The 18,840-nt window shown below is 59.0% G+C and carries 17 protein-coding genes; 12 read left to right on the top strand and 5 right to left on the bottom strand.

What is annotated here, in order from left to right:
• The first annotated feature begins 1 nt into the window (after position 1).
• The 3 genes from EDE09_RS10560 to EDE09_RS10550 are packed head-to-tail and all read left to right on the top strand — an operon-like array spanning position 2 to position 2,405.
• Positions 2-820: an ABC transporter permease gene (locus EDE09_RS10560; protein ID WP_132410280.1), complete on the top strand. Its 819-nt coding sequence runs from the start codon at positions 2-4 to the stop codon at positions 818-820.
• 5 nt (positions 821-825) lie between these two features.
• The gene (locus EDE09_RS10555; RefSeq protein WP_132410278.1) at positions 826-1,572 is read left to right on the top strand and encodes an aspartate/glutamate racemase family protein; all 747 of its coding nucleotides are present in this window, start codon (positions 826-828) and stop codon (positions 1,570-1,572) included.
• Positions 1,569-2,405 carry a GNAT family N-acetyltransferase gene (locus tag EDE09_RS10550; protein WP_112797728.1) on the top strand — a complete coding sequence of 279 codons (837 nt, stop codon included), beginning with the start codon at positions 1,569-1,571 and terminating at the stop codon, positions 2,403-2,405. The genes EDE09_RS10555 and EDE09_RS10550 overlap by 4 nt, the downstream gene beginning before the upstream one ends.
• Before the next feature lie 68 nt (positions 2,406-2,473).
• On the opposite strand, the gene EDE09_RS10545 is transcribed toward EDE09_RS10550, so the two are convergent.
• Positions 2,474-3,385: an NAD(P)-dependent oxidoreductase gene (locus EDE09_RS10545; protein ID WP_132410276.1), complete on the bottom strand. Its 912-nt coding sequence runs from the start codon at positions 3,383-3,385 to the stop codon at positions 2,474-2,476.
• Positions 3,382-4,365, bottom strand: a complete 984-nt coding sequence (gene denD, locus EDE09_RS10540; protein ID WP_132410274.1) for a D-erythronate dehydrogenase — start codon at positions 4,363-4,365, stop codon at positions 3,382-3,384. Before denD ends, EDE09_RS10545 begins: the two co-directional genes overlap by 4 nt.
• A 172-nt stretch (positions 4,366-4,537) precedes the next feature.
• On the opposite strand from denD, the gene EDE09_RS10535 reads away from it, so the two are divergent.
• The 6 genes from EDE09_RS10535 (at position 4,538) to EDE09_RS10510 (ending at position 10,945) form a co-directional block, all read left to right on the top strand.
• Complete coding sequence (locus EDE09_RS10535; protein WP_132410272.1) at positions 4,538-5,983, top strand: FAD-binding oxidoreductase; 1,446 nt, start codon at positions 4,538-4,540, stop codon at positions 5,981-5,983.
• Positions 5,984-6,011: 28 nt separating this feature from the next.
• A complete protein-coding gene (locus tag EDE09_RS10530; protein WP_132410270.1) occupies positions 6,012-6,731 on the top strand; it encodes a FadR/GntR family transcriptional regulator in 720 nt (239 codons plus the stop codon).
• 170 nt (positions 6,732-6,901) lie between these two features.
• Entirely contained in the window at positions 6,902-8,062 is a 1,161-nt protein-coding gene (locus EDE09_RS10525; protein WP_132410268.1) for a fumarylacetoacetate hydrolase family protein, read from the top strand.
• 18 nt (positions 8,063-8,080) lie between these two features.
• A complete protein-coding gene (locus EDE09_RS10520) occupies positions 8,081-8,614 on the top strand; it encodes a TRAP transporter small permease (RefSeq protein WP_105371201.1) in 534 nt (177 codons plus the stop codon).
• Positions 8,614-9,891, top strand: coding sequence for a TRAP transporter large permease subunit (locus EDE09_RS10515; RefSeq protein ID WP_132410266.1), 1,278 nt, complete (start codon positions 8,614-8,616; stop codon positions 9,889-9,891). Before EDE09_RS10520 ends, EDE09_RS10515 begins: the two co-directional genes overlap by 1 nt.
• A 46-nt stretch (positions 9,892-9,937) precedes the next feature.
• A complete protein-coding gene (locus EDE09_RS10510; protein ID WP_105371203.1) occupies positions 9,938-10,945 on the top strand; it encodes a TRAP transporter substrate-binding protein in 1,008 nt (335 codons plus the stop codon).
• Positions 10,946-10,996: 51 nt separating this feature from the next.
• Here the strand turns inward: EDE09_RS10510 and EDE09_RS10505 are convergent, their stop codons facing one another.
• A complete protein-coding gene (locus EDE09_RS10505) occupies positions 10,997-11,911 on the bottom strand; it encodes a DMT family transporter (RefSeq protein ID WP_245505115.1) in 915 nt (304 codons plus the stop codon).
• 270 nt (positions 11,912-12,181) lie between these two features.
• Entirely contained in the window at positions 12,182-13,225 is a 1,044-nt protein-coding gene (locus tag EDE09_RS10500) for a class I SAM-dependent methyltransferase (RefSeq protein ID WP_112797714.1), read from the bottom strand.
• Between the two features lie 318 nt (positions 13,226-13,543).
• Here EDE09_RS10500 and EDE09_RS10495 point away from each other — a divergent pair, with 318 nt between their 5' ends.
• From EDE09_RS10495 to EDE09_RS10485, 3 genes are all read left to right on the top strand, one after another.
• Positions 13,544-15,541 carry an EAL domain-containing protein gene (locus tag EDE09_RS10495; protein ID WP_132410264.1) on the top strand — a complete coding sequence of 666 codons (1,998 nt, stop codon included), beginning with the start codon at positions 13,544-13,546 and terminating at the stop codon, positions 15,539-15,541.
• Positions 15,542-15,763: 222 nt separating this feature from the next.
• Positions 15,764-17,125, top strand: a complete 1,362-nt coding sequence (locus tag EDE09_RS10490) for an MFS transporter (RefSeq protein ID WP_132410262.1) — start codon at positions 15,764-15,766, stop codon at positions 17,123-17,125.
• Positions 17,126-17,234: 109 nt separating this feature from the next.
• Positions 17,235-17,990, top strand: coding sequence for a FadR/GntR family transcriptional regulator (locus tag EDE09_RS10485; protein ID WP_205839311.1), 756 nt, complete (start codon positions 17,235-17,237; stop codon positions 17,988-17,990).
• Between the two features lie 17 nt (positions 17,991-18,007).
• On the opposite strand, the gene EDE09_RS10480 is transcribed toward EDE09_RS10485, so the two are convergent.
• Positions 18,008-18,829: a carbohydrate-binding protein gene (locus EDE09_RS10480; protein WP_132410260.1), complete on the bottom strand. Its 822-nt coding sequence runs from the start codon at positions 18,827-18,829 to the stop codon at positions 18,008-18,010.
• Positions 18,830-18,840: the final 11 nt, after the last annotated feature.

The following is an 18,840-nucleotide window of genomic DNA, read 5'->3' as shown; positions in this document are numbered from 1 at the left end:
GATGCACAGCGACAAACGCGGCCGTGAATTCTACATCCTCGCGATCTTCTTCGCAGTCTTCGTCCTGTTCCTCTACGGGCCGCTCTCGGCGATCCTGATCCTGTCTTTTCAAGGCCCTAACGGCGGCCTCACGTTCCCGCTCAACGGCCTTTCGGTGCATTGGTTCGCCAATCTCTTCGAGACCCAGGCCGTCGGCGACTTCGGAGGCTCCTTCCGGCGCTCGCTGCTGTTGGGACTCATGGTCATGATCGTCACCGTCGTCGTGTCGCTGCTGGCCGGCCTCGCTTTCCGACGCGGTTTCATCGGCGCGACTGCCCTTTTCTATCTCGCCGTAGCAAGCCTTGTCGTCCCGTCGATCATCATCTCGCTCGGCATTGGCGTGCTCTTTCAACAGATCGGCCTGCAACCCTCGTGGTTTTCCTCGGCCTTCGGCGCGCATCTCACCTGGACTTTGCCTTTCGGCGTGCTGATCATGTTTGCCGTCTTCAACCGGTTTTCCCCTGCCTATGAGGAAGCCGCGCGCGATCTTGGCGCCACGTCCTGGCAGACGTTCCGCCACGTCCTGCTGCCGATGATCGCGCCGAGCCTCATCGGCGTCGGTCTGTTTGGCTTTACTCTTTCCTATGACGAATTCGCCCGCACTCTGATGACGGGGGGTACCTTCAACACCCTGCCGCTCGAGATCTACGGGATGACCACAAATGTCACCACTCCCGTGCTCTATGCGCTCGGTACGGTTACCACCATCTTCTCCTTCCTCGTCATTGCCGGCACTCTCGGCCTGATCGTCCATCTCAACCGGCGTCGCCAGCGGTCTTGAAATTCATGCGTATTCTCGTCGTCAATCCCAACACCACGGCCAGCATGACGGCGACGATTGCCGACGCGGCAATGCGCGCAGCCAATGCCGGCACCAAGGTCGACGCCGTCACATCGTCGATGGGACCCGTATCGATCGAAGGCTATTATGACGAAGCCTTCGCCGTACCCGGCCTGCTGATGGAAATAGCAAAGGGTGAAAGGTCAGGAGCCCAGGCGGCGATCATCGCGTGTTTCGACGACACAGGTCTCGACGCCGCACGCGCACTTGCGAACATACCGGTGATCGGCATCTGCGAAGCGGCTCTTGCCACCACCGCCTTCATCGCCCAGCGCTTCACGATCGTCACCACGATGGAGCGCTCCCGCCTGCCGCTCGAGCATCTGGTTCATCGCTACGGCATGGCGGGCCGCTGCAAGGTGCGGGCAGCCGACATCCCGGTCCTGTCGCTGGAAGACCCAAATTCGAATGCCCGAGACCGGCTGCGAAACGAGATCGCGTCGGCGCTGCGCGACGACAAGGCGGAAGCAATCGTGCTCGGCTGCGCCGGCATGGCCGACCTCGCTGCGAAGCTTGGAGCGGAATTTGCCGTCCCGGTGGTGGACGGTGTCGCAGCCGCCGTCAAACAGGCGGAGGCCTTGGTATCGCTTGGCCTTTCCACCGCCAAACGCGGCGCCTACGCCTCACCGATTGCCAAACCCTATAAAGGCTTGCTTGAAGCCTTCGCTCCGGGCAAACTCGCCGCCTCATGACCAATGATCCAGTCATCCGCTCGCTTACTCTGCCAGAGACAGAGATGCTCATCGACTGGGCGCGTGCGGAGGGCTGGAATCCGGGGCTTGCCGACGCTCCGGCTTTCTATGCCGCCGATCCGCAGGGCTTTATCGGCTGTTTTGTCGATGGCAACATGGTCGCCGGTATTTCCGCAGTCCGATACGGTACGGACTTCGGATTTATAGGCCTCTATATCGCTCAAAAGAATTTCCGGGGCAAAGGTTACGGACGTCGGGTCTGGGACGCCGGCATGGCGCATCTGAACGGCCGCACCATTGGCCTCGACGGAGTGGCTGAGCAACAGGCGAATTACCGCGGAATGGGTTTCGAAGCGGTCTACGAAACATTCCGCTGGAGCGGCAGGATTGACGGAAGACTGTCCAAAGACGTGGTTTCGATCAGCGCTGACCTTCAGCCGGCGGTCCGCGACTACGACCGTCGCTTCTTTCCTTCTGAACGTCCTGCGTTCCTGGCCGAATGGCTTCAACCGCCGCGCCTTGCCAAAGCCGTTCTCAGTGAGGGCGGCCTCCGCGGTTATGCAGTTTGCCGCCAATGCCATGATGGCTATAAAATCGGGCCGCTGTTTGCCGAAACAGAGGTCGACGCAAAATCGCTCCTCGAGGCCTGTGCCGTCGAAACAGACGGGCAGACCGTGCATATCGATCTCCCAGCGTCACAGGCCGGTTTCGACGCCGAACTCGCGAGCCATGGTTTCACACGTGGTTTTACCACGGCCCGTATGTATCGCGGCCCAGTCCCCGCGGTCCGGATGGCCGGTGTCTTTGGGATCACCACCCTTGAACTTGGTTGAACAGCGATTCAGCAGCGTCCGGCGAGACGGATCGTCAAGGTGGACGGAGGCGAAGTACCGTTACCGGCTTACCGAGCCTTATCTCCTGCATTGAGCTTTTCGAGATGAAGGAGAAGTGCGCTGTGGTCCCGTTCGGCGCCGCCTTCGGCAACGAACTGCGTAAATTCCTCACGAACCTTTTCCGTCAGCGGCAGCGTCAACGACAGGGACTGCGCCATGGCGATCACGGCGTTGAGGTCCTTCAGTTGATTGCGGGAAGATCCTCCCGGCTCGAAATCGCGGCGCACCATCCGTCCGCCATGGAGTTCTAGGATCCTGCTCTCGGCAAAGCCGCCGCGGATGGCGTCGCGGAAAGCCTCGCGGGAAGCACCGCCCGCCTCCACCAGGATCATGGCTTCAGCCACCGCGCCGATGGTCACGGCGACGATCTGCTGGTTGGCGAGCTTGCAGATCTGACCCGCCCCAGTCGGTCCGACATGAGTGACGCGTCCGAGCACTGCGAAGACATCCGCCAAAGCCGATATAACCTCTGCCTCACCGCCCGCCATAATCGCCAATGTCCCGGCCTCGGCTCCGACGACCCCGCCCGAGACAGGTGCATCGATATGATGAATACCGAAGGCTGCAAGCCGTGCGGCATGGTCCTTTGCGGCAGGCGGGGCAATCGAACTCGTGTCGACGACGACCGCACCCTTGCGCATCGCCTGCGCGCATCCTGAACCGAACAGGACCTCACCGACGACGGCCCCGTCGGTGAGCATGGTGAACACGATGTCCGCTCCCTCTACGGCTTCTGCCGGTGAGGCTGCGATCTGCGCGCCCTCCGGCTCCAGCGCCCTCGCCTTGACGGGATCGCGGTTCCATACGGTGAGACGATATCCCGCTCTAGCGAGCCGGCGCGCCATTGGCGCGCCCATCAAGCCGGTACCCAGGAAGGCGATCCTTGTGCCGCCTGCCGACCTCTCGACAGCTTCCGTCATAGGGAGCCTCCAAGCTCGTCTTCAATATGGACCCTGATGATCTCGTCAAAATTCTTTTCCGCCGTAAAGCCGAGTTCCGTGGCACGCTTCGCCTCGAAGCCCGGAGCCCAGCCCGAGACCATCTTCATGATCATCTCGTCGGGCACGCGGCGGATGAGCCGCACTGCTCTATCTCCCGCAACCCGGCGCAATGCTTCGATCTGTTCGCCGACAGTGGCGCTGACACCCGGCATCGACAGATTGCGACGCGGGCCCACCGTCTCGAGATCGAGGTTGGCTGCATGGATCAAATATCCCACTGCCGATCGCGGGGAGGTGTGCCAATGGCGGACATCTTCCGAAACCGGCAGAACGGCCTCCTGACCGATCAACGGCTCGCGCAAGATATTGGAGAAGAAACCGGAGGCGGCCTTGTTTGGCTTTCCCGGTCGAATGCACACGGTTGGAAGGCGGATGCCGATGCCGTCGAAGAACCCGCGTCGCGTATAATCGGACAGGAGCAGTTCTGAAATGGCCTTCTGGGTACCGTAGCTGGTCAATGGCGTCAGATGAAAATCATCGGGAATGGGATAAGGCAGTGGCGCTCCGACGACGGCGATCGATGAGGTGAAGACCACGCGCGGCCGGTAGCCATCCTGATCGTGTGCGATGCGGATTGCATCAAAGAGATAACGCGTGCCATCAAGATTGACGCGGTAGCCCTTGTCGAAATCGAGTTCGGCTTCCGCCGAGACGATCGCTGCGAGATGGAAGATCACATCCGGTCGTGATTGGATCAGTTTCTCCGCCTCACCTTGCGTCGACAAGTCAGCCTCGCGCGCCACAACGACACCCGCAAATTCCTGCGGTGTTTCCGGCTTGATCACATCGACCAATGTCAGCTTTTCCAGGGACCGGCCCTTGATGCCACCTTCAGCGACCAGGCGCGCCGTCAGTTTGCGTCCTACCATGCCGGCCGCACCGATAATCAAGATATGCAACGAAACCTCCCATTTCCGCCGCAGCCGCAGAGAGCGGCCGACAGCTCTAAAAATATCTTGTACGGTTGTCTGATAACCTTATATGCTTCGTTTGAAAACAAGAGAGTTGCGACGCTCCCCGGATAATTGCCGGTTGGGGCGGAAAATGGACGGGCGACCCAAGGAGGACAGAATGACAGTTGCGGAAATCGAGCTGGTGGCAGAGCACCGCCTGGCACTGCAATCCATGTTGGGGGACGATCTTGTTCTGACTGACGTGGACGCAATGATCCGCTACTGTCGCGACTGGCACGGGGACGTGACGAGCGGGGCGGTCGCTGTCTTGCGGCCCCGCTCTACCGAAGACGTAGCGGCTGCCGTCAGGGCCTGCCGCCAGCTTGGGCTGGCGATCGTTCCGCAGGGCGGAAATACCGGGCTCGTTCTAGGTGCCCTCCCCGATGCTCCCGATCATCAGGTCGTCCTCACCCTTGAACGCATGAACCGTATCCGCAAGATCGATGCAGAGGATTTTTCCGCAACCGTCGAGGCGGGTTGCATTCTCTGGGACGTGAAGGAGGCCATTTCCGAAAAGGGCATGTTCTTCCCGCTGGCGCTCGGCGCTCAGGGAAGTTGCCGGATCGGAGGCAATGTCTCCACCAATGCCGGCGGTATCAATGTTTTACGATATGGGATGACCCGCGAACTCGTTCTCGGGCTTGAAGTCGTTCTGCCCGACGGCACCGTTTTTGACGGATTGTCCACTCTGCGCAAGGACAACCGCGGCATAGATCTCAAGCAGCTTTTTGTCGGCGCGGAGGGGACGCTCGGGATTATCACGGCAGTATCGGTCAAGCTGACGCCCTATCCGGATCAGGTGGCCACTGCCCTCCTCGGCCTTGCCTCACTGGAAGACGCAATCGGCTTGTATCGGCGCGCAAGGCGCGAATGCTGCGACCTGATGTCGGCGTTCGAGTTCATGCCGCCGCTGGCTTTCACCCTGGCTCGGGAAGCCATGCCCGATTTGCCGATTCCCATCAGTGATGAGTATCCGGCCTATGTATTGATGGAAATCTCCGGCTCCGGCCTCGTTGATGTGGACGACCTGATGCAGCGTTTCTTGGAGGGCGTCATGTCGGACGGGATGGTGCTGGACGGCACGATCGCAGCGTCGCAGAGCCAGGCCCGAAACCTCTGGCTGATCCGTGAGGGCATGAACGAGGGGCAGGCCAAACGGGGCGCTCATATGCGCAGCGACATCTCCGTTCCGCTCTCGCAGCTCGCCTCCTTTGTCCATGACGCCGAAAAGGCGATCGAACAGGAATTGTCCGATTGCCTCTGCGTTTCCTACGGACATGTCGGCGACGGCAATGTCCATCTGAACGTCCTGCCGCCTGGAGGCCTTTCACCGGACGAGCGAGCGACGCGCATCTACCGATCGAAGAACGTCCTCAACGCCGTGGTCGATCGCTACCACGGCAGTATCAGTGCAGAACACGGGATCGGCCGCCTCAAACGAGGCGATTTCGACGCGCGGCTCCCGGAAACCCACAGAAGGCTTCTGACAGCTATCAAGCGCGCCATCGATCCCGATCTCTTGATGAATCCCGGATCACAGTTGAATTTCCAAGCCGAGTCGTAGACGACAGTTCGGAAAGAGGGCGATTATCGTGGCAGTGGCAGACTTCAGTCAGATCAGGCGCAATGAACATTTGCCGGCCCGCATCGCGGTACAGATCGGGCGGGAGATCAGCGAGGGCCGCATAGCGCCGGGACATAAGCTGCCGACAGAGCATTTGCTGGCGAAGACGTTCGGCGTTAGCCGGTCGGTGATACGCGAAGCCATCGCACAGCTCCGAAACGAGGGCCTGGTCGAAACGAGGCAAGGCGTCGGGGCATTTGCAACGGAGATCGACCGTCGCCAGTCCCTGCGGATCGAGCAGGACGATCTGGCAGATCGCGACAGCTTTCGCAGTCTGTTTCAACTGCGATTGGCCTTGGAAGTCGAGGCCGCTGCCCTTGCGGCTGTTCATCATACTCTGCCGGATCTTGCCAAGCTCGACGAAGCGCTGGCTCAGATGAATGGCGCGGAGAAATGGACGGACCAGGGCATCGTTGCCGATCTCGCATTTCACCGCTTTGTCGCGTCCGCTACCCGCAATGAATATTTCCTTCAATTCATCACCTTCATTGCTGAGCGGACCCATCTGGCGATCAACGCGGCACGCGCTGCAGCCGTTTTGGAAGAAATCGTCGAGGTGACGATTGCCGAGCACGTCGCAATTCGCGATGCGATCGCGACACGTGACCCAGCGAAGGCAAAAGAGGCAATGCGCCGACACCTCTATGGCGCAGCTTCACGACTTGGCCTCAAACTCGAAATGCTCTAGAGAGCCCGTACCAAGAGGTTAGATCGATCTAGATTTTTTACACATCGATAGCACCCCGCTGGACAGGGTGGCAGAGTCACACTAAAAGCGACAAACATTTGTTGTCAGACATCCTGACAATAGGTCCACCAGGTGGAGGCTTGGGTTCATGAGTTTGAGGAGGATCCCCGATGGAGGCTAAGCGGACGCTTGCTCCGGAAACAATCTTGCCGCAGGACGCCTCTTCGGCACTGCTGATCGGGCGCGTCTGGTCACAGAAATTGGGGGGGCCTTGCCCGGTCCTCTTGGCATCCGGACGTCTGTTGGATCTTTCAGTCTTGGCGCCGACCCTATCGGGCCTTCTCGAGATCGATGACCTTGCAGCGGCGCTGCGCGAGACCAGCCGTTTTGCCGACCTTGGCCCGCTCACCTCCTTCCTGGATGGGACGGCAGGCGAACTGCTGGCCCCAGCGGACCTGCAGGCGATCAAAGCGGCAGGCGTTACGTTCGCAGACAGCATGCTGGAACGCGTCATAGAAGAACAGGCCAAAGGCGACCCTCAGCGCGCTCAAGACATTCGCGGCAGGCTTGCTCCGGTATTGGGCGACAATCTACGCGGCCTTGCCGCAGGTTCCGAAAAGGCCGCAGAGGTGAAATCTCTCCTGCAGGACATGGGCCTGTGGTCGCAGTACCTTGAAGTGGGAATTGGCCCCGATGCGGAGATCTTCACGAAGGCGCAGCCCATGTCCTCTGTCGGATGCGGCGCGCTGATCGGAATTCATCCCAAGTCCGATTGGAATAATCCGGAGCCGGAAGTGGTGCTCGCGGTCACGTCCAAGGGCAAGATCATCGGCGCAACGCTTGGCAACGACGTCAACCTTCGCGACTTCGAAGGACGCTCCGCGCTGCTCCTCAGCAAGGCGAAGGACAACAATGCCTCCTGCGCAATCGGCCCCTTCATCCGCCTGTTTGATGACAGCTTTACTATCGACGACGTCAAGTCGGCGGAGATATCGCTCTCTGTCGAAGGCCCCGACGGGTTTGTGATGACCGGCGTCAGCGCGATGAAAGCGATCAGCCGGACACCGGAAAATCTCGTGTCGCAATTGCTCAACCGCAATCATCAATATCCGGATGGCGTTCTCTTCTTCCTCGGGACGATGTTTGCGCCGGTCAAAGACCGGCGCGGCGCAGGCCTCGGATTTACCCATGAGATCGGTGATCGGGTGGAGATATCGACGCCGAAACTCGGGCACCTGGTTAACTGGGTTGAGCATAGCAACAATTGCCCTGAATGGACGTTCGGGCTGGCGGCGCTGATGAAGAACCTCGCAAGCAGAGGCCTCGTCTGAGCGAAAGGGGAAGAAGCGATGCAAAAGGCAATCGATCTTTTTTACAAATTCCTGGAATTTCTGCTGATCATCCTGCTGTCGGGGATGGCGCTGATGGTGTTCGTCAACGTGGTGCTTCGCTATGCGTTTAACTCCGGGCTGAATATTTCGGATGAAATGTCGCGATATTTCTTCGTCTGGCTGACATTCATCGGAGCAGTCGTCACCTTCAGGGAATATGGTCACCTCGGTGTCGAAACCCTGGTGGCCCTTTTCGGCCGCGCGGGCCGCATCATCTGCATGATCCTCAGCAATCTCATCATCATCCTGTGCTCGGCCATTTTCTTCTGGGGCACATGGAACCAGCTTCCGATCAATGCCAGCATGATGGCCCCCGTCACCGGCCTTTCCATGGCATGGGTCTATGGCATCGGCTTCTTTACCGGCGCAGGCTGCACGATCATTGCCCTTGAACGCCTCGTGCGTCTGTTGACGGGCCGCGTAACCGACGATGAAATCTCGGCCTTCGCCGGCGAAAATCTGACACTCGAGCAGATGGCGGAGCGTACCTGATGACCCTTTTTGTCTTCGTAGGCTCGCTCCTCGGCGCCATGGCGATCGGTGTGCCTGTCGCTTTCTCGCTGATGTTCTGCGGCGTTGTCCTCATGTGGTATATGGGTATGTTCAATACCCAGATCATCGCCCAGAACATGATCGCCGGCGCCGATACGTTCACGCTGCTGGCCATTCCGTTTTTCATTCTCGCCGGTGAACTGATGAATTCCGGCGGTTTGTCGCGCCGTATCATCGATTTTGCGATCGCCTGCGTCGGGCATATCCGCGGCGGGCTCGGCATCGTGGCGATCGTCGCGGCACTCATCATGGCAAGTATTTCCGGTTCCGCCGCTGCCGATACCGCAGCGCTTGCCGCCATTCTCATTCCGATGATGGCCAAAGCCGGCTACAACGTTCCCCGCTCCGGCGGCCTGATCGCCGCAGGTGGTATTATCGCGCCGGTAATCCCGCCATCCATGGCCTTCATCGTCTTCGGCGTCGCGGCAAACGTTTCGATCACCCAGCTGTTCATGGCCGGGATCGTACCGGGAATCCTGATGGGACTTTCACTGATCGTCACCTGGCTGATCGTGGTTCGCAGGGACAATGTGCAGGCGCTTCCCAAAGCGCCGATGAGCGAACGTTTGCGGGCGACCGGCCGCGCCGCCTGGGCGCTCGGCATGCCCGTCATCATCCTCGGCGGCATCAAGGCCGGCGTGGTAACGCCGACCGAAGCAGCGGTCATCGCCGCTGCTTATGCTCTGTTTGTCGGCATGGTGATCTACCGCGAGCTCAAGCCCCGTGAACTGCCGCGCGTCATCCTGCAGGCTGCCAAAACGACGTCCGTCATCATGTTCCTGGTCTGCGCGGCGCTCGTATCGGCATGGCTCATCACCGCTGCAAACATCCCCGCCGAAATCACGGCGTATATCGAGCCGCTCATCGATCGGCCGAAGATTTTGATGCTCGCCATCATGATCCTGGTCCTGATCGTCGGCACCGCCCTCGATCTGACGCCGACCATCCTGATCCTGACGCCGGTGCTGATGCCGATCGTCAAGCAGGCCGGGATTGATCCGGTCTATTTCGGCGTCCTGTTCATCATGAATAATTGTATCGGGCTCATCACACCGCCGGTCGGCGTCGTCTTGAACGTCGTCAGCGGTGTTGCCCGCATTCCGCTTGGAAAAGTGACGGCCGGCGTTTGGCCATTCCTGCTCGCTCAGACCATCGTGCTCCTTGTTCTGGTGCTTTTCCCCGAAATCGTCATCGCGCCAGCGCGCTGGCTGCGCTGACCGATGTAAATCCAACCCACCTTCAACCGTCCAATGGGAGGACAAAATGAGAAAACTGCTCCTTGCTACAACCGCGATTGCCTTCGGTCTTTCCGCCGCGGCACCCGCTTTCGCTGAGTTCAATTCGCGCAATATCCGCGTCTCGAACGGCATCAATGCGGACCATCCGGTCGGCAACGGCATCAAGGCCATGCAGGCCTGCCTGGACGAAAAGTCGGGCGGCAAGCTCAAGCTCACCGCATTCTGGGGCGGAGCGCTCGGCGGCGACCTTCAGGCAACCCAGGCCCTGCGCTCGGGCGTTCAGGAAGCTGTCGTCACATCGTCCTCGCCGCTCGTCGGCATCATCCCGGCCCTCGGCGTGTTCGACCTGCCATTCCTGTTTGCCAATCCTGAAGAAGCCTACAAGGTGCTCGACGGCAAGTTCGGCGAGATGATGAACCAGAAGCTCGATGCCGCTGGCCTCGTTAACCTGGCCTACTGGGAAAATGGCTTCCGCAACCTCTCGAACTCCGTTCGTCCGGTCAACAAGTGGGAAGACCTGTCCGGCATGAAGGTTCGCGTCATGCAGAACAATGTCTTCCTCGACACCTTCCAGAACCTTGGCGCCAACGCTACGCCGATGGCATTTGGCGAGGTGTTCTCCGCACTCGAAACGAAGGCAATCGACGCACAGGAAAATCCCTATGTGACGATCGACACCTCGAAGTTCTTCGAAGTCCAGAAATACGTGACCGAGACGAACCACGCCTACACGCCGTTCCTGTTCCTCTTCTCCAAGGCGATCTTCAACACCTATACGCCGGACGAACAGAAAGCCCTGCGCGATTGCGCTGTCGTGGGTCGCGACGAAGAGCGAAAGGTCATCCAGGATCTCAACAAGAAATCGCTGGAAAAGATCAAGGCGGCGGGCGTTGCGGTCAACACGCTTTCTCCGGAAGAGCAGCAGCGCATCCGCGAAAAGTCCATGATCGTTTATGAAAAGCACAAGGCGACGATCGGCGCCGACGTTGTCGATGGCATTCTCGCGGAACTAAAGACAATCCGCGGAAAGTAAGCCGAGCACTTCTTAAAAATTGAAAGCCTGCGGTTCGCCCCGCAGGCTTTTTCATTCCGGAATGGATGGGAGCACCTTCTCGCGCTTCTTGAGCGCCTGTTCGCGAATGAAGATGAAAAGACCCGACGCAACGATCAACGCGGCGCCGATCAACATCCCGAAACGCGGAAGATCGCCGAAGAACATCCAACCAAAGATCACTGCCCAGAGCAGCAAGGTATATTGCAGTGGCGCAACGGTCGCTGCATCGGACATCTTGAGCGCCCGGTTGACCAGCATATGGGCGGCCATGGCGACAATACCGAGCAGCCCAAGCAGGACGAGGTCCCGACTTGAGGCAATCGGAGACCAGTCGAACGGGGCGGCGACCAGACCGGCAAGACCGGCGCCGGCCACCTGGAAGAAGACCAGCGCGCTGTCCGGCGTGCCGCGCAGGAAACGACCGGAAATCAACATGAAGGCGAAGGCACCGCTGCCGATGATCGAGATGACCGCCGGCATGGTGAACATGGCGCTCGAAGGTTCCAGAGTGATGATGACGCCGACGAAACCGACCGCGATCGCCGTCCAGCGCCGCCAGCCGACCGTCTCGCCAAGCAGGAATGGCGACGCCGCCGCGACATAGATCGGGGCGGCCAGCCAATAAGTCATCACGTCGGCCAGCGGCAGATACATCACGGCGTAGTAGAAGCAAAAAACCTCTGCGGTGGAAAAGAACACCCGGGCAAACTGCATGCCCGGCCGCTCTACCGTCAGAAGATTGCCTAGACCCGCCTTCCAGACCATGGGCACGAGAATGAGAAGCGCCGCCAGACTGCGGATCAGGATGACCTGACCAAGACCGTAGCTTAAGACCAGCCATTTTCCCATCGCATCGTTCAATGCAAACATCAGCATGCCGAGCAGCATCACGAGCGGACCGGCCAGATTGGCGGTTTTGAGCGCCATCGCGGATGAAACGTTCATTCAGATGCACCTCAGACGTAGAAAGCGTTTCCTGTGCCGATAGTCTGATCGCCAACAGGTTCGTAGGGATTGGTGGTAAAGGAAGGCAGGCCTTACATAAAGCGCTTTTGACCTTACCTGACACTCCAAGCTCTGCGGACGGTGCATCAGTTGCAAAATATCATCACCCCGGCGAAGCACGCGCAACTGCCGGGGTGATATCTCTGATAAATGACCTCTCCGACCCTGCCGCAGACGATGGGCAGGTTAGGCCAACGCGGACCGCAGGGCTCAGGAACGCTTCTTCAACACGCCGTAAACGATGTTGCGGTTCTTGCCGAAGAATACGCTCGCCTCGAAATCCTGGCCCTCGGTGCTGGCGTGGATGATGTTCCACATGTCCGCCTCCGAACGCAGAAGCAGAGCCCAGTTCATGAAGGTTTCGAGATAGCCGTCGACCTGGATTGGATAGGAGTAATTGGCAAACAGGAAAACGCCGTTTGGTTTCAGCATTTCCAGGCAACGCTGAGTCAGCTTGATGGCGACCTTGTCGACGAGATAGTCGTAGAGGCCCGAAGCATAGACCAGGTCGAACTGCCCCGGTCGCAGGCGGCCGGTCAATATCTGGCGTACCGAGCCATCGATCGCCTCGACGGCCGTTCCCTGATAGTCCCTGGCGATCGTCCCGACGCTCAAAGGATCCTGATCGAGTGCGACCCAGCGCTTCAGCCGCGTCTCACGCAGGGCTACGGAATGTTCGCATTCGCGCAGGTGACCGGCGGCGACGCTCAACACTTCCGTTTCAGGTCCGCGGGCATCGGCCACCTCATCGACATGGCGTGCAAGAATGTCACGGCGGTCCCAGTTGGCAAGCGACGACGGTGCCGTGCTCGTATATTCGAACAAGGCCTGGCCGAGCTTCGATGCCTTTGCCACATCCTCGGCGACACTTTCATGCCTATAGATGAAATCCAGGAGCCTTGCGTCTCCGGAATAGCCTCGTGGCTTGTCGTAGGACCAGCGCGTCAGAGGATCCTGCAGAAAAAATGAGGCAACGGGATGGTTCTGGACGAAGGGAACCAGTTCTTGCCAGACGCGCGGATCCAGTTTGTGCCGGCTTTCATGAAGCGAGTTAGTTACTTTGTCCGCAATCTTAACGGGATCGTCGCCCCGTTCGAACTGTTGGCGGGTCAGTTCCAGCATCAGCGCCATTTCAGCTTTTGCAACAGCCAGTTGCTCCTCGAACTGTTCGCTCTTGGGTGCCACAAGTTCATTAGCGATGGCTGCGGGGGTGATAAGACTATGACCGTCAAATTCAATCTTCATTTGCGTCACGCGAAAATACTCCAGTTACAAAAGGATTCGACTGGTCGGGCCGTTGCGCATTGTCGCGTTCTAGTCGTCCCGATGATTTTTATCATAGCTGGAAACTTCTGGTTAACTATCACATTCACGAAATAAGATTAACGGCGGGGATTTCGGGTTAAATTTAACAAGATTTAACAGCACCCCCTCATTTTGGTGGCTGAAACCACGTCTCGTCGTTTCTTTGATCCCAGAAGGGATCAGCGACCGCACGAGCCAAGAGAGCCTGGGGCAGGCGAGGCGGCCAGTCCCCTCGTGAAATGGAAATGCGAGCGGATGGAACAGTGCATGAAGCACACGTTTGCCGATGCGGTGGAAATCGATCTGCAAAAGAAGTTGCAGAGGCCGTCGGTGCACGAGCTTCGCAGACTTTATGAGAGCGACGCCGAAGCGGAGCGACGGATCGCCACGCGACACGGCCTGTGGATCGCCGTTATCATCTATGTGCTCTTCTCGGCCACCGACATATTGCTCATCCCCGACGTCGCCGTCCAGACAATCACGGCCCGGCTGGTGGTCGGGGGTATTGCGCTTGTGCTGCTTGAAGCCCAGTTCCGCCTTGATCTCGGCATCAAATGGCTCGACCGAACAAGCGCTCTGGCGCTCGTCATGGGATATGCGATATGGGCGATCCCGGCCGTGCAGACGATCTATACGGATAGTTTGTCTTATTACATGATCTTCGGCGCCATTTTCATGATGGGCGCGAATCTGTTCTTCAGCTTCCGTTTCGGGTTGTCAGTCGCAGCGTCCAGCGCTGTCTTGGTAACTTTCTTCCTGACCCTTTCGACCTTCTGGCCGACTGACATCTATGCGCTTGCCTTCGGCACCTTCTACGTCTCCTGCTTCGTCTTCACGTCTTACGTGAACTGGAAGCTGAACCTCGAGCGGTACCACGTTTTCCTGAACGCGCTTGAAGCCAAGATCCAGCAGAAAGAAGCGACCGACCGGGGCGAGGCGCTGCTGCGCATGTCCAATACCGACTACCTGACTGGACTGGAAAACCGCCGGGCCGTCGATCACAGGCTGAGGCAGTATTGGAATGAATGGCAGGCAAAGGGCCGCGGCTTTACCGCTATCCTCGCCGATGTCGACTTCTTCAAAAAATACAACGACGGCTATGGCCATCAGGAAGGTGATCGTTGCCTGATCCAGGTCGCCACCGCGATCAAGGAGGCAATAGCGCCCTTCGGCGGCTCAATCGGCCGTTATGGCGGCGAGGAATTCATTGTTCTTGCACCGATTGACCGGAAAGAGCAGCTGGCCGAACTGGCGGAGAAAATCCGCCTGACGGTCGAAGAGCTTGGCCTCCCCCACAGGGAGCGTCGCGACGGCACATCGATCGTCACCGTGAGTGTGGGTACGGCTTTCACCAGGGACCAGACCGGAGCAAAGCTGGAAAAGATCATTCATGAAGCCGACAGGGCGCTCTACAGCGCCAAGGCCAGCGGCCGCAATTGCGTCCGCCTGTTTGATCCCGACGACCCAAACAACAGCGACGAGACCGAGAACATCGCGGCCTTGCTCAAGATCGCTATCGACCAGAACCTGGTGTCGCTCGTCTATCAGCCCATTGTGGACCTCAAGTCCGGCGAACGCGACGCGGTAGAGGCCCTCATGCGGCTGAAGACGCTCGACGGCGACATGGTCCCGCCAAGCCTGTTCATTCCGATTGCAGAGCGGACCGGCATCATTATCGAACTTGGTCGATGGCTCATTCGAACCGTCTGCCGGGATCTCCTGGCTCCGAACCACGTCCACATCGCCAGCGTCAACGTTTCGCCGATCCAGCTCAAGACTCCGGGCTTTGCGGCAAGCGTCGCGGCAATCCTCTACGAGACGGGAGTTAACGGTACCAGGCTCGCTTTCGAGATTACCGAAGGTCTCGAAATGGAAATACATTCGGATATTTTGCGGTGCATCAGCGACTTGAAAACCCTGGGCATCAATATCTGGCTGGACGATTTCGGAACGGGATTTGCCGGCCTGTCGTGGTTGCGGCTCATAGATTTCGACACGGTCAAGATCGACCGCTCCTTCCTGCACGACAGCGCCTCCCCGCGAGGCAGGGCAATGCTGCAGGATATAATCGGCCTCATCCGCAACCGGGGCCCGAAAATCCTTGTCGAAGGCGTGGAGACGGAAGAGCAGCTGGCTTTGATGCAGAAATTCCGCATCGACCACGTCCAGGGGTTTCATGTCGGCCGGCCTGCTCCCATTGATCAGCTGACCGCTATCAAAGACGAATTGGCAGGCCCGCGACATGCACCTATGTCCCGCCGATAAGCTGCAGCCGGCACAAACCATTTAAAGCGCCCGCTACGGGCTCCTCCGCCGGTACGGAGGATTTTTCCTTGGTAATGTCAAGGATACCGTAAGCCCAGGCTGCAGAGAACGGCAGAGAAATGCCGGATTGAATTCATCATATCAATCCATAAATCGTCATCCGACTTGACGACACATAGCCGGCAAGCCAAAAGGGATCATCGCATGTAGCTGGTCTCCCGATTGTCTCGCACGCCGCTCATCCTGTCGGTAGCTCTGTTCATGGAAAGCATGGACGCTACCGTCGTATCGACCTCGCTTCCGGCGATCGCGGCAGATATCGGCACCACTGCAGCCGCTCTGAAACTCTCCTTTGCCGCCTATTATGTCGCGATGGCGATTTTCGTGCCTTTGAGCGCATGGCTGGCCGATAGGATCGGGTGCCGGACGGTCCTGCGCACGTCAATGGCGCTGTTTATCCTCGGTTCGATCGGCTGTGCGGCATCCCAGTCCCTTCCAAGCTTTGTCCTCGCCCGGTTCGTCGAGGGGATCGGTGCGGCTTTCATGGCGCCGGTTGCCAGGCTCGCCCTTTTCAGAGTGACGCCCGGCGAAGACCTGGTTCGGGCGACATCGTGGTTGACGATCCCGCCCACGATCGCCCCCATGCTAGGCCCACCGCTCGGAGGCTTCCTGACGACCTTCGTTGCCTGGCAGTGGATTTTCCTCGTCAATCTTCCCCTCGCCGTGGCGGGAATCGTGCTGATCTCGCGCTTCATGCCCGAACCTGTCCGCCTGCCCACCCGCAGCTTGGATTTCAAAGGCTTCGTACTTCTCGCCATCAGCCTTTCAGGCCTCGTGTTCGGCGCTTCTCTGATCAGCATGCCGATCCTTCCCGTCGGGGTTACGCTCGCCACGATTGCCCTTGGGGGACTAACGGGATTCGGATATCTGCGACACGCCAGGAAAAGGACCGATGCGGTCCTCGATATGTCCGTATTCCGCGAGCCTACCTTCCGGGCGACGACCATCGGCACAAGCTTGATGCTGATGGGCTGTGCGGCCCTTCCCTATCTGACGGCGCTCATGCTCCAGCTGGGGTTCGGCATGAACGCGTTTGAAGCCGGTCTTCTCGTCTTTTCCGGTGCGATTGGCGCGCTCGCTGCGAAATTCATCGTGGCGCCCCTGTTCAAACAAATGGGTTTTCTGCGAATAATGATCCTCTCCGCGCTGCTTTCCGGCGTCGGCATCGCCGTCAAAGCAACGCTTCTTCCGTCTACGCCCGCCCTTTTGATCATGGCGCTGCTTTTCATCAACGGTCTCGTCCGCTCGGTCTATTTCACAGGTCACGCCGTGCTTACAGTCGCGGATACGGCCCCCGAACAAGCCGGTCACGCAACTGCGATCGCCGCCGTCTCGCGCCCGGTCGCGTCCGCACTCTCCTTCGCGCTGGCGGGCGGCCTGCTTGGCCTTCTTTCCTCCGGCGGTGAGGCCAATACCATTTCAGACTACCACCTGGTGATCGCTGTGGGTGCAGCGCTATGCGCTAGTGCCGCACTGGCGTTCATCTTCAATCGGCGCGCCGGCAAGACACTGAACCGTTCTTGACGGCTGCCAACCGCACTCTTCCGTTGAAAGCGATCCATATTTGTCATACATGTGTGATGAATCCTGGACCCAGGGTTCAGCTTCACCGAATGGGCTCCAGGCGCTCAAAATGAAGGATCAAAGCGTGGCTATACAAGCAAAGGATCGCAGCAGGGGGCCTGGATCGCTGGTCTCGCAGGTCGGCGAAATCCTTCGCCAGGCGATTCTGAGCGGGCAATATGAGCCGGGCGCTAAGCTGCCGAGCGAAATCGAACTGACCGAGGCCCACGGCGTCAGCCGAACCGTTATTCGCGAAGCCGTAGCCGTCCTGCGTTCCGATGGACTTGTCGAAGTACGCCAGGGAGCAGGGATATTCGTCCTGCCTCCCGATGGTGGCCCCGGAGGAGCCAATCGAAAGATCGACAAGGCGCGCGTCTCCTCCGATCTGGAGGTGCTGGAGATCCGAACTCCGCTCGAAATCGAAGCCGCAGGGTTGGCAGCCATGCGCCGCTCACCGGCCCAGGAGGAGGCAATGTTCGCCTGCCACCGCAACATTCTCGATTGCATCGAGAATGACAGGTCGATCCGCGAAGCGGATCTTGCCCTTCACTTCGCCATCGCCGATGCCACAAACAACCCCCTGTTCCGCCAGTTTCTGGAATCGCACGGCTCTGCGGTCATACCTCAGTCGAAAGTGGTTGCAGAATCGCGCTCGGCTGAACAAACGGCCTACAGACGGCTGATCCACAAGGAGCATGAGGCGATCATCATGGCCATCTCCGACAGGAATGAAGAGGCTGCTCGCAACGCCATGCGCGACCATTTGCGAGGAAGTCAGCTTAGATACCGCGACCTGCTGAAGGCTTTGCGGACGACCGTCGGCTAGACGAGATCGAGAACGGATCAGCCGAATTTCGCTCCTGACTGGGATTGAACGTAACGGGCTTCCCGCCCCCAGACTTCGATCTGCGTGAGCGCCGGAAATGGTGACGGATCATCCGCCTTTATCAGGCTGTGCAGCCTTACCCAGTCAACGGTCCGCGGCTCTATCCGGAGCGATTGAGCCATGCCCGTTTTTTTCAAGGGAAAACAAAACGTCTCTCCTCCGGAAAGGGTGATGCTCACCCTCTCCCACCAGGAATCGTGCGGAAAGTCCGCCCTCAAGTAGAGCACGACCTCGTCGATCTGGATCGGTCGCCCGAACTCCACGGTCAGCGCAGCTTGCGGATTACGATCGATTCCCCAGCTCGTATAGGGCCAGAAGCCGTGACCATCGTTGGCTTTCTCGCCGTCGATTGCATTGCGCGCGGCGAATGCCGCCTCCCCCCGGGTCTCGACATTGGCTTCCACATGCGGAAACAGGGTTGTGTTGGCGTGGTCGTCGAAGGGGTTTAAGGCGAGGTTCCGCCGATGCGCGATCTCGTCCTGTCGGGCCTTGCGCACATAAAGGCGATGGATGTCGCCTTGGAAAGCCTTTGGCGAGTGGGATGCCCGCCTGGCGCCGAAGGGGATCTTGAGAGCAAATAAAGAGCCCAAGAGATAAACCGTGGCACTACCGATCGCGTCATCGAGTGCCAAGATGACATGCCCTGGTTCGGACGCTTCGACAATGATCTGATCGCCTTCCTGGTAATTTTGACGGTAGACCAGGAAAACCTCCTGCTCCCCTGTCGAAGATGCCAGGACGGTCCCCTCGACGCTAACGATTTTCAACGTCAGTTCCATTCTCGTCCTCC

This window comes from Neorhizobium sp. S3-V5DH (genome assembly GCF_004343065.1).
Lineage (GTDB): Bacteria > Pseudomonadota > Alphaproteobacteria > Rhizobiales > Rhizobiaceae > Neorhizobium > Neorhizobium huautlense.
Note: the sequence above shows the minus strand (reverse complement) of the source record. Positions and strands in the feature narration are given on the sequence as shown.

What these genes read in the sequence shown, in the direction of transcription:
- EDE09_RS10560 (WP_132410280.1), top strand. Translation starts at nt 2, where the DNA reads ATGCACAGCGACAAACGCGGCCGTGAATTCTACATCCTCGCGATCTTC.
- EDE09_RS10555 (WP_132410278.1), top strand. Translation starts at nt 826, where the DNA reads ATGCGTATTCTCGTCGTCAATCCCAACACCACGGCCAGCATGACGGCG.
- EDE09_RS10550 (WP_112797728.1), top strand. Translation starts at nt 1,569, where the DNA reads ATGACCAATGATCCAGTCATCCGCTCGCTTACTCTGCCAGAGACAGAG.
- EDE09_RS10545 (WP_132410276.1), bottom strand. Translation starts at nt 3,385, where the DNA reads ATGACGGAAGCTGTCGAGAGGTCGGCAGGCGGCACAAGGATCGCCTTC.
- EDE09_RS10535 (WP_132410272.1), top strand. Translation starts at nt 4,538, where the DNA reads ATGACAGTTGCGGAAATCGAGCTGGTGGCAGAGCACCGCCTGGCACTG.
- EDE09_RS10525 (WP_132410268.1), top strand. Translation starts at nt 6,902, where the DNA reads ATGGAGGCTAAGCGGACGCTTGCTCCGGAAACAATCTTGCCGCAGGAC.
- EDE09_RS10520 (WP_105371201.1), top strand. Translation starts at nt 8,081, where the DNA reads ATGCAAAAGGCAATCGATCTTTTTTACAAATTCCTGGAATTTCTGCTG.
- EDE09_RS10515 (WP_132410266.1), top strand. Translation starts at nt 8,614, where the DNA reads ATGACCCTTTTTGTCTTCGTAGGCTCGCTCCTCGGCGCCATGGCGATC.
- EDE09_RS10510 (WP_105371203.1), top strand. Translation starts at nt 9,938, where the DNA reads ATGAGAAAACTGCTCCTTGCTACAACCGCGATTGCCTTCGGTCTTTCC.
- EDE09_RS10505 (WP_245505115.1), bottom strand. Translation starts at nt 11,911, where the DNA reads ATGAACGTTTCATCCGCGATGGCGCTCAAAACCGCCAATCTGGCCGGT.
- EDE09_RS10495 (WP_132410264.1), top strand. Translation starts at nt 13,544, where the DNA reads ATGAAGCACACGTTTGCCGATGCGGTGGAAATCGATCTGCAAAAGAAG.
- EDE09_RS10485 (WP_205839311.1), top strand. Translation starts at nt 17,235, where the DNA reads ATGAAGGATCAAAGCGTGGCTATACAAGCAAAGGATCGCAGCAGGGGG.
- EDE09_RS10480 (WP_132410260.1), bottom strand. Translation starts at nt 18,829, where the DNA reads ATGGAACTGACGTTGAAAATCGTTAGCGTCGAGGGGACCGTCCTGGCA.